19 protein-coding genes are annotated in these 16,937 nt (G+C 71.9%); 9 read left to right on the top strand and 10 right to left on the bottom strand.

The features are described 5' to 3' along the window. On the top strand, positions 1-306 hold a 306-nt coding region (locus B9H04_RS15080; RefSeq protein WP_085682830.1), incomplete at its 5' end, for an SHOCT domain-containing protein. Between the two features lie 13 nt (positions 307-319). Here the strand turns inward: B9H04_RS15080 and purQ are convergent. Continuing rightward, the gene (purQ, locus tag B9H04_RS15075; protein WP_049929551.1) at positions 320-997 is read right to left on the bottom strand and encodes a phosphoribosylformylglycinamidine synthase I; all 678 of its coding nucleotides are present in this window, start codon (positions 995-997) and stop codon (positions 320-322) included. Between the two features lie 88 nt (positions 998-1,085). Then, on the bottom strand, positions 1,086-1,337 hold the full coding sequence (purS, locus tag B9H04_RS15070; RefSeq protein WP_004595793.1) for a phosphoribosylformylglycinamidine synthase subunit PurS: 252 nt from the start codon (positions 1,335-1,337) through the stop codon (positions 1,086-1,088). Between the two features lie 180 nt (positions 1,338-1,517). On the opposite strand from purS, the gene B9H04_RS15065 reads away from it, so the two are divergent. Continuing rightward, positions 1,518-2,495: a formyltetrahydrofolate deformylase gene (locus B9H04_RS15065; protein WP_049929552.1), complete on the top strand. Its 978-nt coding sequence runs from the start codon at positions 1,518-1,520 to the stop codon at positions 2,493-2,495. 98 nt (positions 2,496-2,593) lie between these two features. Next, positions 2,594-2,782: a hypothetical protein gene (locus B9H04_RS15060; RefSeq protein WP_049929553.1), complete on the top strand. Its 189-nt coding sequence runs from the start codon at positions 2,594-2,596 to the stop codon at positions 2,780-2,782. A 53-nt stretch (positions 2,783-2,835) separates the two neighbouring features. On the opposite strand, the gene B9H04_RS15055 is transcribed toward B9H04_RS15060, so the two are convergent. Genes B9H04_RS15055 through B9H04_RS15040 form a run of 4 tightly spaced genes read right to left on the bottom strand, consistent with a single transcriptional unit; the run spans position 2,836 to position 6,164 of the window. Next, positions 2,836-3,609 carry a class I SAM-dependent methyltransferase gene (locus tag B9H04_RS15055; RefSeq protein ID WP_049929554.1) on the bottom strand — a complete coding sequence of 258 codons (774 nt, stop codon included), beginning with the start codon at positions 3,607-3,609 and terminating at the stop codon, positions 2,836-2,838. Next, positions 3,606-4,739 carry a glycosyltransferase family 4 protein gene (locus B9H04_RS15050; protein ID WP_049929555.1) on the bottom strand — a complete coding sequence of 378 codons (1,134 nt, stop codon included), beginning with the start codon at positions 4,737-4,739 and terminating at the stop codon, positions 3,606-3,608. Before B9H04_RS15050 ends, B9H04_RS15055 begins: the two co-directional genes overlap by 4 nt. 7 nt (positions 4,740-4,746) lie before the next feature. Next, entirely contained in the window at positions 4,747-5,118 is a 372-nt protein-coding gene (locus B9H04_RS15045) for a 6-pyruvoyl trahydropterin synthase family protein (RefSeq protein WP_049929556.1), read from the bottom strand. Continuing rightward, positions 5,106-6,164, bottom strand: a complete 1,059-nt coding sequence (locus tag B9H04_RS15040) for a zinc-dependent alcohol dehydrogenase (RefSeq protein ID WP_049929557.1) — start codon at positions 6,162-6,164, stop codon at positions 5,106-5,108. Before B9H04_RS15040 ends, B9H04_RS15045 begins: the two co-directional genes overlap by 13 nt. A 166-nt stretch (positions 6,165-6,330) precedes the next feature. On the opposite strand from B9H04_RS15040, the gene B9H04_RS15035 reads away from it, so the two are divergent. Continuing rightward, positions 6,331-6,711 carry a hypothetical protein gene (locus tag B9H04_RS15035; RefSeq protein WP_049929558.1) on the top strand — a complete coding sequence of 127 codons (381 nt, stop codon included), beginning with the start codon at positions 6,331-6,333 and terminating at the stop codon, positions 6,709-6,711. Positions 6,712-6,745: 34 nt separating this feature from the next. On the opposite strand, the gene B9H04_RS15030 is transcribed toward B9H04_RS15035, so the two are convergent. Together B9H04_RS15030 and B9H04_RS15025 are read right to left on the bottom strand one after the other, a co-directional pair. Next, positions 6,746-7,528, bottom strand: coding sequence for a CDP-alcohol phosphatidyltransferase family protein (locus tag B9H04_RS15030; protein WP_049929559.1), 783 nt, complete (start codon positions 7,526-7,528; stop codon positions 6,746-6,748). Between the two features lies 1 nt (position 7,529). After that, on the bottom strand, positions 7,530-10,493 hold the full coding sequence (locus tag B9H04_RS15025; RefSeq protein WP_094495580.1) for an ATP-dependent helicase: 2,964 nt from the start codon (positions 10,491-10,493) through the stop codon (positions 7,530-7,532). Positions 10,494-10,627: 134 nt separating this feature from the next. Between B9H04_RS15025 and cmk the strand changes: the two genes are divergently transcribed. After that, the gene (cmk, locus tag B9H04_RS15020; protein ID WP_049929561.1) at positions 10,628-11,242 is read left to right on the top strand and encodes a (d)CMP kinase; all 615 of its coding nucleotides are present in this window, start codon (positions 10,628-10,630) and stop codon (positions 11,240-11,242) included. A gap of 30 nt (positions 11,243-11,272) precedes the next feature. On the opposite strand, the gene B9H04_RS15015 is transcribed toward cmk, so the two are convergent. After that, on the bottom strand, positions 11,273-12,265 hold the full coding sequence (locus tag B9H04_RS15015; RefSeq protein WP_049929562.1) for a hypothetical protein: 993 nt from the start codon (positions 12,263-12,265) through the stop codon (positions 11,273-11,275). 137 nt (positions 12,266-12,402) lie between these two features. Next, entirely contained in the window at positions 12,403-12,873 is a 471-nt protein-coding gene (locus tag B9H04_RS15010; RefSeq protein ID WP_049929563.1) for an MGMT family protein, read from the bottom strand. Between the two features lie 130 nt (positions 12,874-13,003). Between B9H04_RS15010 and trpC the strand changes: the two genes are divergently transcribed. The 4 genes from trpC (at position 13,004) to B9H04_RS14990 (ending at position 16,900) form a co-directional block, all read left to right on the top strand. After that, complete coding sequence (trpC, locus tag B9H04_RS15005) at positions 13,004-13,858, top strand: indole-3-glycerol phosphate synthase (protein WP_049929564.1); 855 nt, start codon at positions 13,004-13,006, stop codon at positions 13,856-13,858. Then, positions 13,855-15,168, top strand: coding sequence for a tryptophan synthase subunit beta (gene trpB / locus B9H04_RS15000; protein ID WP_049929566.1), 1,314 nt, complete (start codon positions 13,855-13,857; stop codon positions 15,166-15,168). Before trpC ends, trpB begins: the two co-directional genes overlap by 4 nt. Beyond that, positions 15,169-16,023: a tryptophan synthase subunit alpha gene (trpA, locus tag B9H04_RS14995; protein WP_049929568.1), complete on the top strand. Its 855-nt coding sequence runs from the start codon at positions 15,169-15,171 to the stop codon at positions 16,021-16,023. It begins immediately after the preceding gene. An 85-nt stretch (positions 16,024-16,108) separates the two neighbouring features. Beyond that, positions 16,109-16,900 carry a 2-amino-3,7-dideoxy-D-threo-hept-6-ulosonate synthase gene (locus B9H04_RS14990; protein ID WP_049929569.1) on the top strand — a complete coding sequence of 264 codons (792 nt, stop codon included), beginning with the start codon at positions 16,109-16,111 and terminating at the stop codon, positions 16,898-16,900. Positions 16,901-16,937: the final 37 nt, after the last annotated feature.

Here is a 16,937-nt window from a genome sequence, read left to right as displayed (position 1 = left end):
GGCGGTATGGGCGGCGCGACGGGGCTCGTTTCGCTCGTCGCCGTCCTCGCGGTCGCGGCGCTGCTCGGGGCGAGCGTCGTCGGCGTCCGGGCGTTGGCTCGTGACGCCGACGGAGAATCGAAGTCGGACGGAGCGGACGAAACTGCGGTCGAACGCCTCCAGCGACGGTACGCGGAGGGCGAACTCACGGAGGTGGAGTTCGAGCGGGCGCTGGAGCGCGAACTGGGGAGCGACGGGACGACCGAAGCCGGGGCGGGGCCGGTCGGCGAACCGGACCCGGCGCGGGAAGCGAAGCGGGCGCGGTAGGGTCGGGACGCGGTCAGGCGAACGCTTCGAGGATCCCCGCGCCGTCCGTGCTGCGGCCGAGGTCCGGGAGCGTGGCGCGTTCCGGGTGCGGCATCAGCACGGCGACGGTCTCGCGCTCGCCGAGGACCCCGGCGACGTTGTCGGTCGAGCCGTTCGGGTTCGCGGCGTCGGTGACGTGCCCGTCGGCGTCGCAGTACCGGAAGAGGACGCGGTCGTCGCCAACGAGGTCGGCGTGGGCGTCCGCGCTTATCTCGAAGCGCCCCTCGCCGTGGGCGATCGGGACCTCGATCACGTCGCCCTCGTCGTAGGCGGCGGTCCACGGCGTGTCAGCGCGCTCGACGCGCAGGTGGACCGGCTCACACTGGAAGCGCGCGGAGGCGTTTGTGGTGAACGCGCCGGGCGTCAACCCGGACTCCGAGCCGATCTGCGCGCCGTTACAGACCCCGATCACGGGGACGCCCTCGTCGGCCGCCTCGCGGACCTCCGCCATGATCGGATCGCGCGCCGCCATCGCGCCGGCGCGGAGGTAGTCGCCGTAGGAGAACCCGCCGGGGAGGACGATCCCGTCGGGGTCGTCGGGGAGGCCGTCCGCGTGCCAGACGCGCTCGGCGTCGACGCCGAGGTGGTCCAGCGCGCGGACCGCGTCGCGGTCACAGTTGGAGCCGCCGAACTGGACGACGGCGACCGTCACGCCGCCCACCTCGCCTGGGCGGCCGTGACCGTCGGGTCGGCGCGGGTCGCGCCGGTGACGATCGGCGTCGTCTCGACGACGGCGACCGTCATCGCTCCGCGACCGCCACGTCGTAGTCGTGGATCGTGGGGTTCGCGAGCAGCCGCTCGGCCATCTCGTCGGCGCGGTCGGCGGCCTCGTCGGCGTCGGCGGCGTCAAGGTCGACCTCGAACCGGTCGGCCGAGCGGAGGTCCGACAGCTCGAACCCGAGCCGTTCGAGCGCCTGTTGGGTCGTCTCGGCCTCCGGGTCGAGGACGCCCCGCTTCAGCCGGACCGTCACCGTCGCCGTGTATGCTGTCATGGTCGTTGCTGCGGAGTCGTGTGTAAAAACCGTTTTGGAACGCCGTTTATACGCACATTTGTGGATACATACCGGTCTTTCGTGCGGGAAGCAGAAACGGCGCGGAACGAAAGGGGCAAACCCCTCCGCCTTCTCCACCGGGTGTATGCAGCCGCTCGAACCCGCGGAGGTGATCGTCGCATGACCCGCGAACTGACCGAGATCACGGTCGTCGGAGGAGACAAGACCGGACTCATCGCGCGGGTCACCTCCCTGCTGTTCGAGCGGGGAATCAACATCGAGGACCTCGACCAGGCGGTCCGCGAGGGCGTCTTCCGGATGACGACTCGCGTCGACACCGCCGAGATGGAGACCTCGCGCGGCGAGCTCCGGCGCGCGCTCGCCGAGCTCGGCCGCGAGCTCGACGTCGACATCCAAGTCCGGTTCCCGAGCGACCGCGACGCGCGCCGCGTCGCGCTGCTCGTCACGAAGGAGACGCACGCCCCCGAGGCTCTGTTAGAGGCGGAGGAGCGCGGCGAACTCGCGGACGACGGCGAGGCTGAGATCCCGGTGGTCATCGGCAACCGCGGCGACCTGCGGTCGCTCGCGGAGCGCTACGACAAGCCGTTCTACGACGTGGGCGACGGCAACGGCAACACCGACGAGGGCCGGCTCCTCGACCTGCTCGCCGAGTACGACGTGGACCTCATCGCGCTGGCGCGCTACATGCGCATCCTCTCGCCGGAGGTCGTCTTCCGGTACGAGGGCCGGATTATCAACGTCCACCCCTCGCTGCTCCCGGCGTTCCCCGGTGCCGAGGCGTACCGACAGGCGAAGGACGCGGGCGTCCGAATCGCTGGCGTCACCGCCCACTACGTCACGACGGACCTCGATCAGGGCCCGGTGATCGCCCAGCGCGCCTTCGACGTGCCGCCGGGGGCCGAGGTCGACGAGATCAAGCGGCGCGGGCAGCCACTCGAGGCCGAGGTCCTGCTCGATGCTGTCCGGCTCCACCTCGCGGACGCCATCGCGGTTCACCGCGGCACCGTCCACGTCCGCGAAGACGTCGATGTCGACGCCCAACTCGGGCTGAGCGACGCCGCGGTGAACGCGAACCCGGACGAGCCGGTCGACGGCGAACCGCTCGGCCGATCGCCGCCGTCACCGTCTGACGACTGAGCGACCGCGACCGAGCCGGACCGGCGGGTCGGCCCGATCGGCGCCGTCCGAACGGTCCGCAGGGCAGTTTTAACTAAGCGCGTGCGCAACTGAGTCCAATGCCCGAGTGTCGCGCGCTGACGGCGTTTCTCGCGGACACCGCCGGGGTCGTCCGCAGCGACGAGCGCATGATTCTGCTTTTCCTGCTGCTGCTGTCGATCGCGGCGCTGGCCGTGTTCCTCCACTACACGACGCTCGTGCTCGAGGGGCTCCCGGAGCCGATTCCGACCGAGCCGATCGGCCCATAGTTCGTCCCCCGACAAGGATAGACCGGGCCGGACTCCTCCGTCGATCGAGGGCGTCAGTCGAGGCGGACCAGCAGGTCCCGGTTCGCGGCCTCGTAGCGGAGCCGCCCGTCCTTGAGCGCCGCTCGCCGCCGCTCCGCCCAGTCGCTCGCGTCGTATCCGGTCTCTCCGACCGCCTCTTCGACCGTATCGAGCAGGTGCGCGAGGACCGTCCGCTCGCCGGACTCGTAGGGGGGCTCGATCCGCCACGGAGACGGGCCCTCCGCGATCACGGTCGCCTCCCGAGCCAAGGCCGCCGCGCCGTCCGGGCCCCCGGCCCTGAACTCCCGCATGTGTCGGTGGTAGCGGTCGAGGACGGCGTCGTCGTCGGGGTCCGCTGGCGCGAAGCGCGTCTCGCCGTCGTAGGTTATCGGCGCGTACGCGACGGGGGCCACGTCCGCGAGGGCGGCGACCGCGGGCGCCGCGTCGACCACGTCGAAGAACGCGCAGCCGACGACGGCGTCGAACCGGTCTCCCGCGGCCACCGCCTTGCTCACAGCGTCGAAGGCGTCGGCGACGCGGTACTCGACGGCCACGTCGCCCACCGCCTCCCCGACCCGGGCCTCGCCCGCGGCGAGCGCGGCCTCGTGGGCGTCGACCGCCACCCACCGGCCCCCCTCGGTCACGCCCCAGTCGACGAGGCGCTCGACCATCGTCGCCGTCCCGGCGCCGACTTCGAGTATCTCCGGCTCCGGCGGGAGTTCGGCGGCGAACCGATCGAGGACCTCGCGGTTCAGAGAGCGGTCGTCGAGCGCCCGCTTCGCGTCGAGGTACGTCGCGTGGTCGGTCACGCGGCGTCACCCCGCGGCCTCTCGCTACCGGTCGCCGCCAGGAAGTCGACGACGCGGTCGAGCGTCTCGGGCCACCCCGGGCGCGCCTCGTAGTCGCGGCGCGCGGCGATCCCCATCTCCGCCAGCCGGTCGCGGTCGTCGAGGTCCCGGAGCGCCCGGGACACGGCGCGGGGGTCGCCAGGCGGAACGAGGACCCCGGAGTCGCCGTCGCGGACGAACTCGCTCGCCCCGCCCGCGGTCGTCGCCAGCGGAACGCAGCCGAACCCCATCGCTTCCAGGTACACCATTCCGAACGGCTCGTACTGCGAGGGCACCGCGAGGACGTGGCTCTCGCGCAGCCGCGCCGCGACGGTCGCGTCGTCGAGTCGGCCGGCGAACCGGACCCGGTCGCCGATCCCGGCCTCGGCGGTCATGCCCTCCACGCGCTCGACGTGCTCGGGCGCGATCGTCCGATCGCCGACGACGGTCAGCCGCCAGTCGACCGCGGCGCGGTCGAGCCGGGCGACTCCCTCGACGAGCGTATCGAGCCCCTTCCGCGGGACGACGTTGCCGAGGAACGTCACCTCCAGCGGGCCGGATCGCGCTCGCTCGCGGATCTCCGAGGCGGAGACCACCGGTTCGAAGCGGTCGCCGGCCGGCGGCGCGACCACGCTGCGCGCCGGCCCGCCGAGCCCGGCCGCGTCCCGGCGGGTCGTCTCGGCGTTGTACACCGCGGCGTCGACCCCGCGGAGGAATCGGCGCTCGATCGCCGCGACCCCGCGCCGACCGAGTTCGGCGCGGACCCGCTCACCGGCTCCCGTCCCGCTCGATCGCACCCCTTCAGCCGCCCGCGCACGCCACGCGATCATGTGGACGAGCGCGACCGACGGCGCGTCGAGCCGTCGGTTGGCGCACAGCACGGAGGGGTGCGCCAGCCCGTCCTCAACGACGACGTCGAACTCCGAGAGCCGGTCGGCGAGCCGGCGGGCGCGGAGGTTCGGCGCGAGTCGCTCCCGGTACGAGCCCCGCGGGAGCGAGACGACCTCGACCGCGTGCCCGCGCTCGCGGAGCCGGTCGCGGAGCCGCCGGTCGTAGTAGAACCCGCCGGACTCGGACTCGATGTCGCCGGCGAGGACGAGCGTGACGCGCATCGGACGGTCACCGCAGGTCGCCGGTGAACGAGACGCTCGCCACGTCGTCCTCGCGGACGGTCACCGTCAGCTCCGTCGCGGCCGGGGCGTCGACGGTCGCGAGCGCGTCGAACAGCGCCCGGGCCAGACGCTCGGCGCTCGGGTTGCCCTCTAGGTGGTCGTTGAGCGTCTCGTCGCGGTAGCGCTCCGCGGCGTCGCTCAGGGCGTCGAGCGCGAGGTCGATATCGAGCAGGTAGCCGTACTCGCCCAGTTCCGGGCCGCGGAACGTCGCCTCCGCGGTGAACACGTGAGAGTGAAGCGCCGCCTCGTCGGCTGGCGGGTTGGGGACGGTGAGGTAGTGCTGTGCGACGAACGACTCGGTGACGGTCAGTTCGTACATGGGTAAGTGAAGAGGAGTTGGAGGGTCGGCTCAGTCTCGTCGGCGAGCCGGCGGTACGCGCTCGCCGCCCGGCCGACCGGGACGTGGTCGGTGACGAGGCGGTCCGTCACGTCGAGTTCGTCGTCGAGTCGGCGGAGCTCGCGCCAGGCGGTCTCGCGGCGGCGGTCGCGGTCCCAGCGCCCGCGGAGCTCCGGCGCGATGGTGGTGACCTGACTGCTGCGGACGGTGACGCGCCCGCGGTGGAAGTGGTCGCCGAAGCCGAGGTCGGCGCGCTTGGTCCCGTACCACGATCCGACGAGGACCCGGCCGTCGAACCGCGTCGTCTCGACGGCCGTTTCGAGCGTCTCGGGCCGGCCCGACACCTCGACCGCGAGGTCGACGCCGCCCGTGTGCTCGCGCACGGCGTCGACGACGCCCCCCCGCCCGCCGTATCGGCTCGGGTCGACGACGGCGTCGGCGCCGAACTCGGCCGCGAGCGACCGGCGGCGGTCCTTCGGCTCGACCGCGACGACGGTCTCGGCGCCGCTCCGCGCGAGCAGCGCGGTCGTGAGCAGCCCCACGACGCCCTCGCCGAACACCGCGACGCGCTCGCCGATCCGGGGAGCGGCGTCGAGCGTCAGCGTGACCGCGGTCTCGGCGTTCGCGAACAGCGTCGCCGTCTCCGGGTCGATCCCGTCGGGGACCGGACGCAGGGCGTCCGGGGCGACGGCGAACCGGGTCTCGTGGGGGTTGAACGCGAAGACGGTGCGACCGCGCCACGCGGGGTCGACCGCGTCGCCGACCGCGGTCACGCTCCCGACGACCGCGTAGCCGTAACGGAGCGGGTACGAGAGGTCGCCGTCGAGCGCGGGCAGCTCCTCGTCCGCGACCGTCTCCGGGTCGAGTTCGCCGCGGTACGCGAGCAGCTCCGATCCGGCGCTCACCGCGGAGACGGTGGCGTCGACGACCACTTCGTCGGGACCGGGGACGGGCGCCTCCGTCGGGACGACCTCGACGCGCTCCGGACCGACGAACTCTACGGCCCGTCCGGCGTCGCCGTCGCTCACGCGGACTCACCCGTCCGCGGTCGACGACTGAGACGATGTGGCATTGGCGATTACACGGACCGATCCGTCATAAACCCACGGCGGCGACGGTCGGCGCCCCCTCGTCGGCCGTCGATTCGGGGGCGGGAGTAGACATAAGCCGACCGAGTCCGTGGGTCGCACATTCATGACACGCACCGACACCGGCGTCGACGTCGAATCGTTGACCCCCCTCCACTGGATCGGAATCCTCGCCGCGACCGTGTCCGGGATCGTCCACGTCGCGCTCGGCTTCCTGGTCGGGGGGGCGTTGGGGATCTCGTTCTTCTTCGCGACCCTGGGCTTCGGCGCGGGCGTGACGGCGATCGTCTCGGGGTACCGCCGCCGGCTGGTGTACGCGCTCGGAATCCCGTTCACCGCCGGACAGATCGTCCTGTGGTACGTCATCAACTTCCTCTTCGGGACGTACTCGTTCCCGGCCGACGTCGGCGTCTACGGCGCCGTCGACAAGGTCGCGCAGGTCGCGCTGATCGCCGTCCTCGCGGTCCTGTTGTCCCGAGAGTCCTGAGGCTCTCCGCGCGCAGACGGCGGGAGCGTTTCGGTCACTCGCGGTTCGCGGTCGGCGGGTCGTCGCGGCCGAGCCGTCCCGTCGCGGCCGCCCAATCGCGGGCGAAACTCGCCAGCAGCGCCGCGAGCGCGACGCCCGCGAACGCGGCGAGCGGGGAGGCCACCCGAGCGCCCCCGACGCCCGGCACGAGCGCGACCGCGACGGCGGCGAACTGCGCGGTGCCGACGAACGGGCGGACCCGGCTCGGCGGGAGCTCGTACACCGGCGCGCCGGTCCGCCGCCGCCACCACAATGACCCTGCGTAGGCGTACCAGACGCCGCCGGCGAGGAGGTACCACGCCGGGAGCGCCCCGAGCGCGACGGCGACCGCGGCCCCGACGAGGACGGCCAGCGCGTCGGTCGCGCCGTCGAGGCGAGCGCCGAGGATCGTCTCCCGGGTCCGGCGGGCGACCGCCCCGTCGACCGCGTCGAGGCTGACCGCGCCCGCGAACAGCGCGGCGGGGATCCACGGGTGCGGCGGGGCGGCCGCCAGCGCGCCGGCGAGGACCGACGCGAGCCAGCCGCGGAACAGCGTGATCGCGTTCGCCGGGCCGAGCCGCGGGTGCGGCCCGTCGACGCCGGGTCGGTGGTTCGCACCGAGGTGGGTCCACGCGTACGCCGCCAGGTACGCGCCCGGTCCGGCCGCGGCGAGGACCCACGCGGTCCCGAACGTGCGCCACAGCGCGGCGAGCCCGAGCGCGCCGAGCGTCACCGCGCCGGCGAACCGGAGCCGGAGCCGGGAGCGCGGCGACGCCGTCGACGGCGCGGGCTCCGCCATCTCAGTCGCCCTCCCGGTCCCCGGGCGGTTCGGCGTCGCGGTCGGCGCTCCGCGGCCCGTCGCCGATTTCCTCCATGACGCGGGCGTGGAACTCCCGCAGGACCGCGGACTCGTCGTCAGCGATGACCGTGTCGGAGTCGACGAGCGTCGCCAGCCCGAACGCGAGCGGGCTCGGCGAGTCGACGACGCGGTGTTCGACCGCGAGGTTGCCGCCCGCGATCCGGCCGACGGCCTCACGGATCCCCCCCACGTCGAGGCGGTCCTCCAGCAGTTCGCGGTACGTCTCCTCCAACACGGCGAACTCCTCCAGATCGGCCGCGAACGACAGCAACATTTCGGCGGAGACCTGCTGTTCGGCCGCCGACTTCTCGTACCCCTTGTACCGCTTCAGGATGAGCAGCGCGCGCCCGGCGTTGATCCGGAAGTAGCGCTGGAGCAGGTCGGTCCCCTGAACGGCCTCGCGGAGGTCCTCCCGGACCGTCTCCGGGTCGAGGTCGGCGAGGATACCGGCCACGTCGACCTTGCGGTTGAGCGGGAGCGCGAGGCTGAACCCGCGATCCGCGACCGCGACCGCGACGTTGGCGTCGGTCCGGTTCGCCACCGCCGCCGCGACGAGCCGCGAGAGGCCGTCGTTGAACCGGCGCCCGTACGTCGAGTGGACGTAGAAGCGGCGCTTGTACTCGCTCCGGTCGAGCTCCTCCTCGACGACGAGGCGGTCGGGCGTTGAGACGGCCTCGGCGCCGGCGTACCGGACCTGCTCGTCGTACATCCGGGCGAGCGCGCGGACGGCGTTCCCGTCGAGGGGGAACTCGCGGAGCCACGCTCGGACCGCGGCGGGGCCGGCGCTCGGGTCATCGCCGGCCAGCCGGTCGAGGAGTTCGGCCTGGAACGCCAACACCTCGCGGGCGAGGTCCGCCGAGAGGGGAAGGCGCTCGGCGAACCACGAGGGGACGGTCGGGCGCTCGCTCGTCCGGTCGGCGTACACCTTCGAGCCGCGGCGGTAGCGGAACGCGAACCGCTCGCCGCCAAGCGCGAACACGTCGCCGGACTCCAGCGTGTCGAGATACGACTCGTCGAGCGTGCCGACCCACTCGTCGTCGCGCGTGAACACGTCGCAGGTGAACGAGTCGGGGATCGTCCCTACGTTCGTCATGTAGATGACCCGCGCGAGCCGCCCGCGCTTCCCGACGAGCGTCTCGCCGACCGGGTACTCGGGGTAGTGGTGCTCGCCGTCGGGCGGGTCGTTGCCGTCGCGCCACACCTTCGGGTAGACGTTCTTCTCCTCCAGTCCGTCGTAGTCGCCGGTGAGGTACCGGAACAGCCGCTCGTACGCCTCGTCGTCGAAGCCGCGGTACGGGTGCGCGCGGCGCAGCACCTCCCGGACCTCGCGGTCGGGGCGGATCCGGTTGATGGCCATTCCGTACACGTGCTGGGCGGCAACGTCGTAGGCGCCCTCGGGCGGGAACACCCGGTCCACGAACCCCTCCTCGGCGCGCGCGAGCAGCGTCGCGCACTCGATCAACTCGTCCCGGTCGAGGGCGAACACCCGTCCCTCGACGGTCTCGCCCGGGCTGTGGCCCGCCCGGCCGACGCGCTGGAGCAGCGCCGCGACCGACTTCGGCGAGCCGACCTGAACCACGAGGTCGAGGTGCGGCATGTCGATGCCGAGCTCGAGGCTCGTCGAGGTGGTGACCACGTCGAGATCGCCCGACTTCAGCCCCTCCTCGACCCGCGTTCGCTGCGTCTCGCCGAGGCTCCCGTGGTGGACGCCCGAGTCCGACTCGTCGTAGTCGAACCGCTGGCGGAGCTCCTGAAGGGTTCGCTCGGCGCCAGACCGTGAGTTCGTGAACACGAGCGTGTTCTTGTGGGCCTCGACGAGGTCGTGAAGCGACTCGTAGAAGCGGTCGGTCACCGCCGACCGCGGCGTGTGGATGAGGTCGGCCGCCGGCGTCCGGAGTTCGAGGTCGAACTCGCGGGCGAACCGCGCGTCGACCACCTCGCAGGGGCGCGTCTCGAACCCCTCGAACTCGCCGACAGCGCCCGCGGCGCGCTCGCGCCCCACGAGGAACGAGGCGATCCCGTCGAGCGGCTCGACCGTCGCCGAGCAGCCGATCCGGGTGATGTCGCCGGGCGCGTGCGGCGCCGGGCCGCCGGCCGATTCCCCTGCGTCCGAACCCTCGTTGCGCGCCAGTTCCGTCAGTCGCTCCAGCGACACCGCGAGGTGGGTACCGCGCTTGTTCGCCGCCAGCGAGTGGATCTCGTCGACGATCACGTACTCGACGGTCCGGAGCTTCTCCTTGAACTTCGGCGAGTTGAGCAGGATCGCCAGCGTCTCCGGCGTGGTGTTGAGGACGTGCGGCGTCTCCGAGAGCATCGCCTGTCGGTCCGCCTTCGAGGTGTCGCCGTGGCGGATCGCCTGCCTGACGCCGGGGTCGTAGGCGCCGTCCGAGGCCGCCCCGTCGTCGCCGTCGCGGGTCGCGCTCTCCGCCTCCGCGGCGGCGACCGCCTCGCCGATCCCCGCCAGCGGGGTTTCGAGGTTGCGCTCGATGTCGTTCGCGAGCGACTTCAGCGGCGAGACGTAGAGGCAGTAGACGGAGTTCTCGAGTTCGCCGTCGCGGTCGCGGGCGAAGAGGTCGTCGAGGACCGCGAGGAAGGAGGCGAGCGTCTTCCCGCTGCCGGTCGGGGCGGCGACGAGGCAGTTCCGGCCGTCGTCGACGTGGGGGATCGCCTCGCGCTGCGGCGGCGTGAAGAAGCCGCCGTTCTCGCCGACGTACCCGCCGAAACGTTCGACCCACCAGCGACGGACCGGCGGCGAGAGCCGGGCGAGCACGTCGGCGTCCGCGATCGGGACCGACTCCGGGTCGAAGTCGGGGTCGGCGATCGCGCCGCGCTCGACCGCGTCGCGGAGGAGCGCCCGCGCGGCGGCCTCGTCGCCGCGGTCCGTGGTTTCGCTCACGGCGATCACGAGGGCTCCGGACGGGAAATCGGTTGCGTCGAACCGCATCGCCCGCCCGGCGGCGAGACGGCCCGCCCGGCCGGTCCGGCGGGCGTTCCCGCAACCGACCCGTTTATCCGACGGCCTTCCGTGGCGCAACACGCATGAGCGGCACCTCGCCGGAGCCCGACAGACGGATCGACCGGAACCTGTTCGTCACCGTCTCCGGCCCGCCGGGCTGCGGGGCGACGACGCTCGTCGAGGGGATCGCCGACGCGCTCGACTGCGGCTACGTCTCCGGGGGCGAGCTGTTCCGCGAAATCGCGGCCGAGCGGGACATGAGCCTCTCGCAGCTCATCGCCGAGACCGGCGAGTCCGAGGAGATCGACCGGGCGCTCGACCAGCGGCTCCGTCGCATCGCCGAGAAGTGGGGAACCGCGAACAAGGCGTTCGTGCTGGAGTCGCGGCTGGCGGGCTGGCTCGCCGGCAACCGCGCCGACATCCGGATCTGGCTCGACGCGCCCGACGAGGTCCGCGCGGACCGCACGGCCGACCGTGAGGAGATGACCTCGGAGATGCAGGTCCGGGAGGTAATCGAGGAGCAGCGGTACAAGTCCTACTACGGGATCGATCTGTCCGACCGCTCTATCTACGACCTCGCGATCAACACGGGGCGGTGGGACGCCGAGGCGACGCTCGACGTCGCGCTCACCGGGATCGAGCGCTACGACGTCGACGCCGACGAGGGCGCGTTCGACACGCCCGACTTCGAGATCTGAGCCGGCCGGTCGGCCGGGCTGCCGTCGCGGTCAGAACTGGAAGACCGCGCTGAACTGGTTCACGTGCCAGGGGCCTGGGTAGACGCCCCACACCTGGTCGTCGTAGTGGAACGCGCCGACGAAGTGGATCTCGTCCTCCTCTCGCAGGTCGTTCGCGATCTCGCTGAGTCGGTCCGCGCTCTGCTCGTAGTCGTTGGCCTCGCCGACGAACGGGTATCCCGGCTCGTTGAACCCGGGGATCCCGGTCAGGTCGCCGCCCTCGTTGAAGACGCGAATCCCGCCGTCGCCGTTCTCGTCGACCGTGAAGTCGTTCTCCGAGTCGCCGTCGCCGCCGAACTTCTGGCCGAGGTTGTGGAAGCCGACCAGCCCGTTCCCGGCGGGCGTCACGAACGGGTCGCTCGGGCCGAGGTCGCTGTCGTCCGCGAGCGCGGCGAACTTGACGACCCAGATCGTGTACTGACCGTTCGGCAGCGCGTTCTCGACGTTGATGTTGACGCGCGTTCCGGTCGCGCCGCCGTTCCCGTTGTCCGGCTTCACGCCGCCGACGGTCGCCGTTCCGCCGACCGCGCCGTATTCGCCCCACGTCACCGGGGCCCACGAGCCGTCGTACCCCTCCTCGCGGTCGTACCCCGCCGGCGGTCGGACGACCTGATGCTTCCCGTCGTTCAGCGAGCGACCGAGCGTCGAGTCGTACTCCTCGCTCTCCTCGATGACCTCGTCGAGCGGGATCGAGACCGGCGCCGGATCGAACAGTTCAACGTCCGGGTCGAACGGCGGGACCTCCCCGGCTGCGTTCGTGATGAAGTTCGGGTTCGGTAAGACGTTGATCTCCGCGCTGGCACCGTTGCCGCCCCCGCCGTTTCCGTTCCCGGCGTTTCCGTTACCCTTCCTCTGCTTCGCGCTCGTGGTCGTGCTCGACAACCCGGCGAACCCGGCAACTCCGAGGAAGCCGAGCGCCCCCCGACGCGACATCGCAGTCATCGGTCCGTCCGTCTCCGCTCCCGTTCGCTTCTCACCGTTCATATCGAATCACCAACGACAGTTGTAACGGCCCGGGCGCGGCGGTATTAGAGCTGACTCGGTCGTGTATCTATAATGAACGATAACAAAGAATTCTTATACGCGATACGCCGGTCTCACGCGCTGACGCCGGGGTGCCGTTACCGAGAGATTCCCTCGACGCGCCGGAGCTCGCTCCGCACGTCGCTCGGCGTCGCGTACGGCCCGCCGCTCACCCGGTGGTCCGGCAGCAGGACCGGGATCGGGTTGTCGGCGAGCGCTCCCGTCACGACCTCCAGGTCGTCCGGATCGTCGGGGTCGAACCCGCCGAGCCGCGCGAGTCGGCTCACGGAGACCTCCTCGCCGTACGGGACGCTCCGGAGCGCCTCCAGCGCCTCGCGCCGGTCCGTCGGGACCGTGAGGCCGAGCGCGACCTCGGCGAACTCGTCGCGCTCGCCGCCGAGGTACGCGTCGATCCTGTCTAACAGGTCGTGGTCGCCGTCGGCGTCGCCGGGGTGCTCGGCGGGGAACGACACCGAGATGACGCGACCGCCGGCGAACCCGATCTGGACGGTCCGACCGATCTCGTCGAACTGCCGGGCGAAGACGCCGGACGTACCGGACAGGCTCATACCCTTCGTTGGAAGGGTGAATCACTTAAGTCATCGGCACGGGAACGTGTTCGGCTTCTCTGTGAGAAGCTACGGCGTCCCGGCCGCCCCCGCAAGCCTTATGAACAGATACGTACATTAGTGTATAGTAATGGACGATCCAGACGAGCTGGCGCCGGCGGTCAGGTCGATCCTGTCCGGCGCCCGGGAGCGGGCGAGCGCGGCCCGGGGAGCCGACGGGGACATCTCGGTCTCGCCGCGCGACCTCTCGGCCGCGTTCGAACGGGCCGACGCCGAGGACCGCGTCCCGCTTATCGCCGAGGTGAAGCCCACGAGCCCGACGACCGAGGGAAGCCGCGAGGACGACCCCGTCGCGCTCGCGGAGGGGATGGTCGCCGGCGGGGCGGCCGCGCTGAGCGTGCTCACCGAGCCGGGGCACTTCGGCGGGAGCGTCGACACCCTCGAGCGCGTGCGCGACGCGGTGGACGTACCGGTCCTCCGGAAGGACTTCGTCGTCGACGAGGCGCAGCTCGACGCCGTCGAGAGCGACGTGGTCCTGCTCATCGCCCGCTTCGTCGGCGACGACCTCCCGAGACTGCTCGAGGCCGCCCGAGACCGGGGATTCCAGGTCCTCGTCGAGGTCCACGACCGGGAGGAGCTGGAGCGCGCGCTCGACGCGGGCGCGACGACGATCGGCGTGAACAACCGCGACCTCGCGGAGCTAGTCGTCGACCTCGGAACCTTCGAGTCCGTGGCGCCCCACGTCCCGGACGAGGTCACGCTGATCGCCGAGAGCGGCATCGGATCGCCCGCCGACGTCCGCCGGATGCGGGCCGCGGGCGCCGACGCGCTGCTCGTCGGAAGCGCGATCATGGACGGCGACGTGGCGGCGAACACCCGCGAACTGGTGCGGACGGAGGCCGGCGGCGACGAGGCGACCGCGGACGGCGATGACGCGGCGGCCGCGGACGACGACGCGACGGAGACAACGGAGACACCCACATGAGCGAGACCGACACGCGGACGACGGAAGCAACGGACGGCGCGGTGCCCTCGCGGCGACCGGGCCGCGAGCGCGGGCGCGACGACGGGAAGTTCGGCCGGTACGGCGGCCAGTACGTCCCGGAAGCGCTGATGCCCGCCATCGAGGAGCTGGCCGACGCGTACGAGCGCTACGTCCTGAACAACGAGGACGGGTTCATGGACGAGTTCCGCGAGCGGCTCGCGGCGTTCGGCGGGCGGCCGACGCCGCTCCAGCGCGCCGACCGGCTCTCGGAGCGCTACGACACGGAGGTGTTCCTCAAGCGCGAGGACCTCCTCCACGGCGGCGCCCACAAGCTGAACAACGCGCTCGGGCAGGTCCTCTTGGCGAAGTACATGGGCAAAGAGCGCATCATCGCGGAGACGGGCGCCGGCCAGCACGGCACCGCGACGGCCATGGCGGCCGCGCACCTGGACATGCCCTGTACGATCTACATGGGCGAGCGCGACATCAACCGCCAGCGCCCCAACGTGTTCCGGATGAAGCTCAACGGGTCGGAGGTCAAGCCCGTCACCACCGGGCGCGGCACCCTCAAGGAGGCCATCTCCGAGACGATGCGCGACTGGGCGGAGACCGTTGAGGACACCCACTACGTGATCGGGTCGATCGTCGGCCCGCACCCGTTCCCGGTCATGGTCCGCGACTTCCAGGCGGTCATCTCCGAGGAGGCGCGCGAGCAAGCGATCGAAAAGACGGGCGGGCTCCCGACCGACGTGGTCGCCTGCGCGGGCGGCGGGTCGAACACGATGGGCACGTTCGCCGACTTCGTCGACGACGAGTCCGTCGCCCTCCACGCGGTCGAGGCGGGCGGCTCCACCCTCGAAGTCGACGAGGAGGAGGGCGTCGCGCCGAACTCCGCGTCGCTGTACGCGGGCGACGAGGGCGTCCTCCACGGGGCGCGGACGAAGCTGCTCCAGGACTCGGACGGGCAGATCATGGAGAGCCACTCCGTCTCCTCCGGGCTCGACTACGCCGGCGTCGGTCCGGAGCTCGCGTACCTCGTCGACGAGGGCCGCGTCGACCCGGTCGCGGTCGACGACGACGCCGCCTTGGAGGGGTTCCACCGGCTCTCGAACACAGAGGGGATCATCCCGGCGCTGGAGACGGCGCACGCGTTCGGCTACCTCGAGGAGCACCACGAGGACCTCGGCGAGCGCGTGATCGTGAACGTCTCGGGGCGCGGCGACAAGGACCTCGACGCCGCCATCGAGGAGACCGACCAGCGGGACGTGCCGAACGCGCCGGACATGTCGATGTTCACGGAGGGAATCTGAATGGGGGAGCCCGCCAACTCCTCGGCGATCGCCGCGGCGTTCGCGGACGGCCCGGCCTACGTCCCGTACCTCGTCGTCGGCGATCCAGACTACGAGTCGTCGAAGGCGTACGTCGAGGCGCTCGACCGCGGCGGCGCGGACGTGATCGAGCTCGGCCTCCCCTTCTCCGAGCCGATCGCGGAGGGGTCGACGATACAGGAGGCGCTCGTCCGCTCGCTCGACGCGGGGATGACGCCGGAGCGGTTCTTCGCGTTCGCGGAGGACCTCGACGTGGACGCCGCGTTAGTCTGTATGACGTACTACAATCTCATTTACCAGTACGGTGAGGGCGAGGGACCGCGGCCCTTCGTCGAGCGCGCCGCCGCGGCCGAGATTCAGGGCCTCGTCGTCCCCGACCTGCCGGCCGAGGAGGCGGACCCGTTGCGCGAGGCCTGCGACGAGTTCGGGCTCGACCTCGTCTTCATCGTCGCGCCGACGACGCGCGCGGACCGCCTCGACCGGCTCATGGAGCGCGTCTCGGGCTACGTGTACGTCCAGGCCCGGCTCGGGACGACCGGCGCCCGAGACGACGTCTCAGACCAGACCACGGCGAGCCTCGACCGGCTCCGCGAGTACGACGTGCCGAAGGCGGTCGGGTTCGGCATCTCGTCCGGCGAGCACGCCGAGCGGATCGTCGCTGGCGGCGCCGACGGGATCATCGTCGGCTCCGCGCTGGTCGACATCGTCGCCGAGGGCGTCGCGGAGGACCTCCCGACCGCGGCGGTCGCCGACCGGCTGGAGGCGCTCTCCCGCGAACTGACCGAGGGCGCGGAGCGCGGCCGCCGCTCGCGGGCCGAGGCGACAGAGTCGGTCTGATCCTGGCGCCTCGGAGCCAATACGTCCCCGAACGAAACCCACTTACCTACGATTGCCACACTCTCACACAACGACCCACCCCACTATGACAGCAGGACTCTCGGCACGACTCGACCGCATCTCCACGAACGACCGCTACCTGATCGTCCCGATGGACCACGGGATCACGATGGGCGCCGTCGAGGGGCTCGTCGACATCGAGTCGACGATCGACGGCGTCACCAGCGGCGGGGCGGACGCGGTGCTCACCCAGCGCGGGATCGCGGAGCGCGTCCACCCGAACAAGAACGACGCGGGGTACATCGTCCACCTCAACGGCTCGACGACGATCGGCCCCGACGAGAGCGACAAGCGCGTCACCGGCACGGCGGCGGACGCGGTCCGGGCCGGCGCCGACGCCGTCTCCTTCCACATCAACGTCGGCTCGGAGTACGAGCCGAACCAGATCGAGGACCTCGCGGAGCTGACCGCCGACGCGGAGCGGCTGGGGCTCCCCGTCCTCGCGATGGCGTACGCCCGGGGCCCGGGCGTCGACGAGTCCGACCCGGAGGCCCTCGGACACGCCGTCAGGCTCGCCGAGGAGCTCGGCGCCGACGTGGTGAAGACCGGGTATTCGGGCGACGGCGACTCGTTCGCCCGCGTGACGGAGTCGACGCGGCTCCCCGTCGTCATCGCCGGCGGCTCGAAGGGCACCGACCGGGAGACGGTCGAGATGGTACGCGGCGCGATGGACGGCGCCGCCGCCGGGGTGTCGATGGGGCGGTCGATCTTCCAGCACGACGACCCGGAGGGGATCGCGAGAGCGGTGTCGGCGGTCGTCCACGACGACGCCGGCGTCGACGAGGCGCTGCGGGCGGGCGGGTTCGTCGAGGCCTGAGGGCGGGCCGAGCGCCCGCGGTCGACCGTGCGAGATC

Origin of the sequence: Halorubrum ezzemoulense DSM 17463 (genome assembly GCF_002114285.1) — an archaeon.
GTDB lineage: Archaea > Halobacteriota > Halobacteria > Halobacteriales > Haloferacaceae > Halorubrum > Halorubrum ezzemoulense.
The sequence above is the reverse complement of the archived record's forward strand: the minus strand, read 5'-3'. Positions and strand labels throughout refer to the sequence as shown.

Coding starts and splice junctions, on each gene's coding strand:
- B9H04_RS15010 (WP_049929563.1), bottom strand. CDS start 12,873: ATGAGCCTGTCCGGTACGTCCGGCGTCTTCGCCCGGCAGTTCGACGAG.
- B9H04_RS15050 (WP_049929555.1), bottom strand. CDS start 4,739: ATGCGCGTCACGCTCGTCCTCGCCGGCGACATCGAGTCCGAGTCCGGC.
- B9H04_RS15045 (WP_049929556.1), bottom strand. CDS start 5,118: ATGTACGAACTGACCGTCACCGAGTCGTTCGTCGCACAGCACTACCTC.
- cmk (WP_049929561.1), top strand. CDS start 10,628: ATGAGCGGCACCTCGCCGGAGCCCGACAGACGGATCGACCGGAACCTG.
- trpA (WP_049929568.1), top strand. CDS start 15,169: ATGGGGGAGCCCGCCAACTCCTCGGCGATCGCCGCGGCGTTCGCGGAC.
- B9H04_RS15065 (WP_049929552.1), top strand. CDS start 1,518: ATGACCCGCGAACTGACCGAGATCACGGTCGTCGGAGGAGACAAGACC.
- B9H04_RS15060 (WP_049929553.1), top strand. CDS start 2,594: ATGCCCGAGTGTCGCGCGCTGACGGCGTTTCTCGCGGACACCGCCGGG.
- B9H04_RS15015 (WP_049929562.1), bottom strand. CDS start 12,265: ATGAACGGTGAGAAGCGAACGGGAGCGGAGACGGACGGACCGATGACT.
- B9H04_RS15035 (WP_049929558.1), top strand. CDS start 6,331: ATGACACGCACCGACACCGGCGTCGACGTCGAATCGTTGACCCCCCTC.
- B9H04_RS15030 (WP_049929559.1), bottom strand. CDS start 7,528: ATGGCGGAGCCCGCGCCGTCGACGGCGTCGCCGCGCTCCCGGCTCCGG.
- trpB (WP_049929566.1), top strand. CDS start 13,855: ATGAGCGAGACCGACACGCGGACGACGGAAGCAACGGACGGCGCGGTG.
- purS (WP_004595793.1), bottom strand. CDS start 1,337: ATGACAGCATACACGGCGACGGTGACGGTCCGGCTGAAGCGGGGCGTC.
- trpC (WP_049929564.1), top strand. CDS start 13,004: ATGGACGATCCAGACGAGCTGGCGCCGGCGGTCAGGTCGATCCTGTCC.
- B9H04_RS14990 (WP_049929569.1), top strand. CDS start 16,109: ATGACAGCAGGACTCTCGGCACGACTCGACCGCATCTCCACGAACGAC.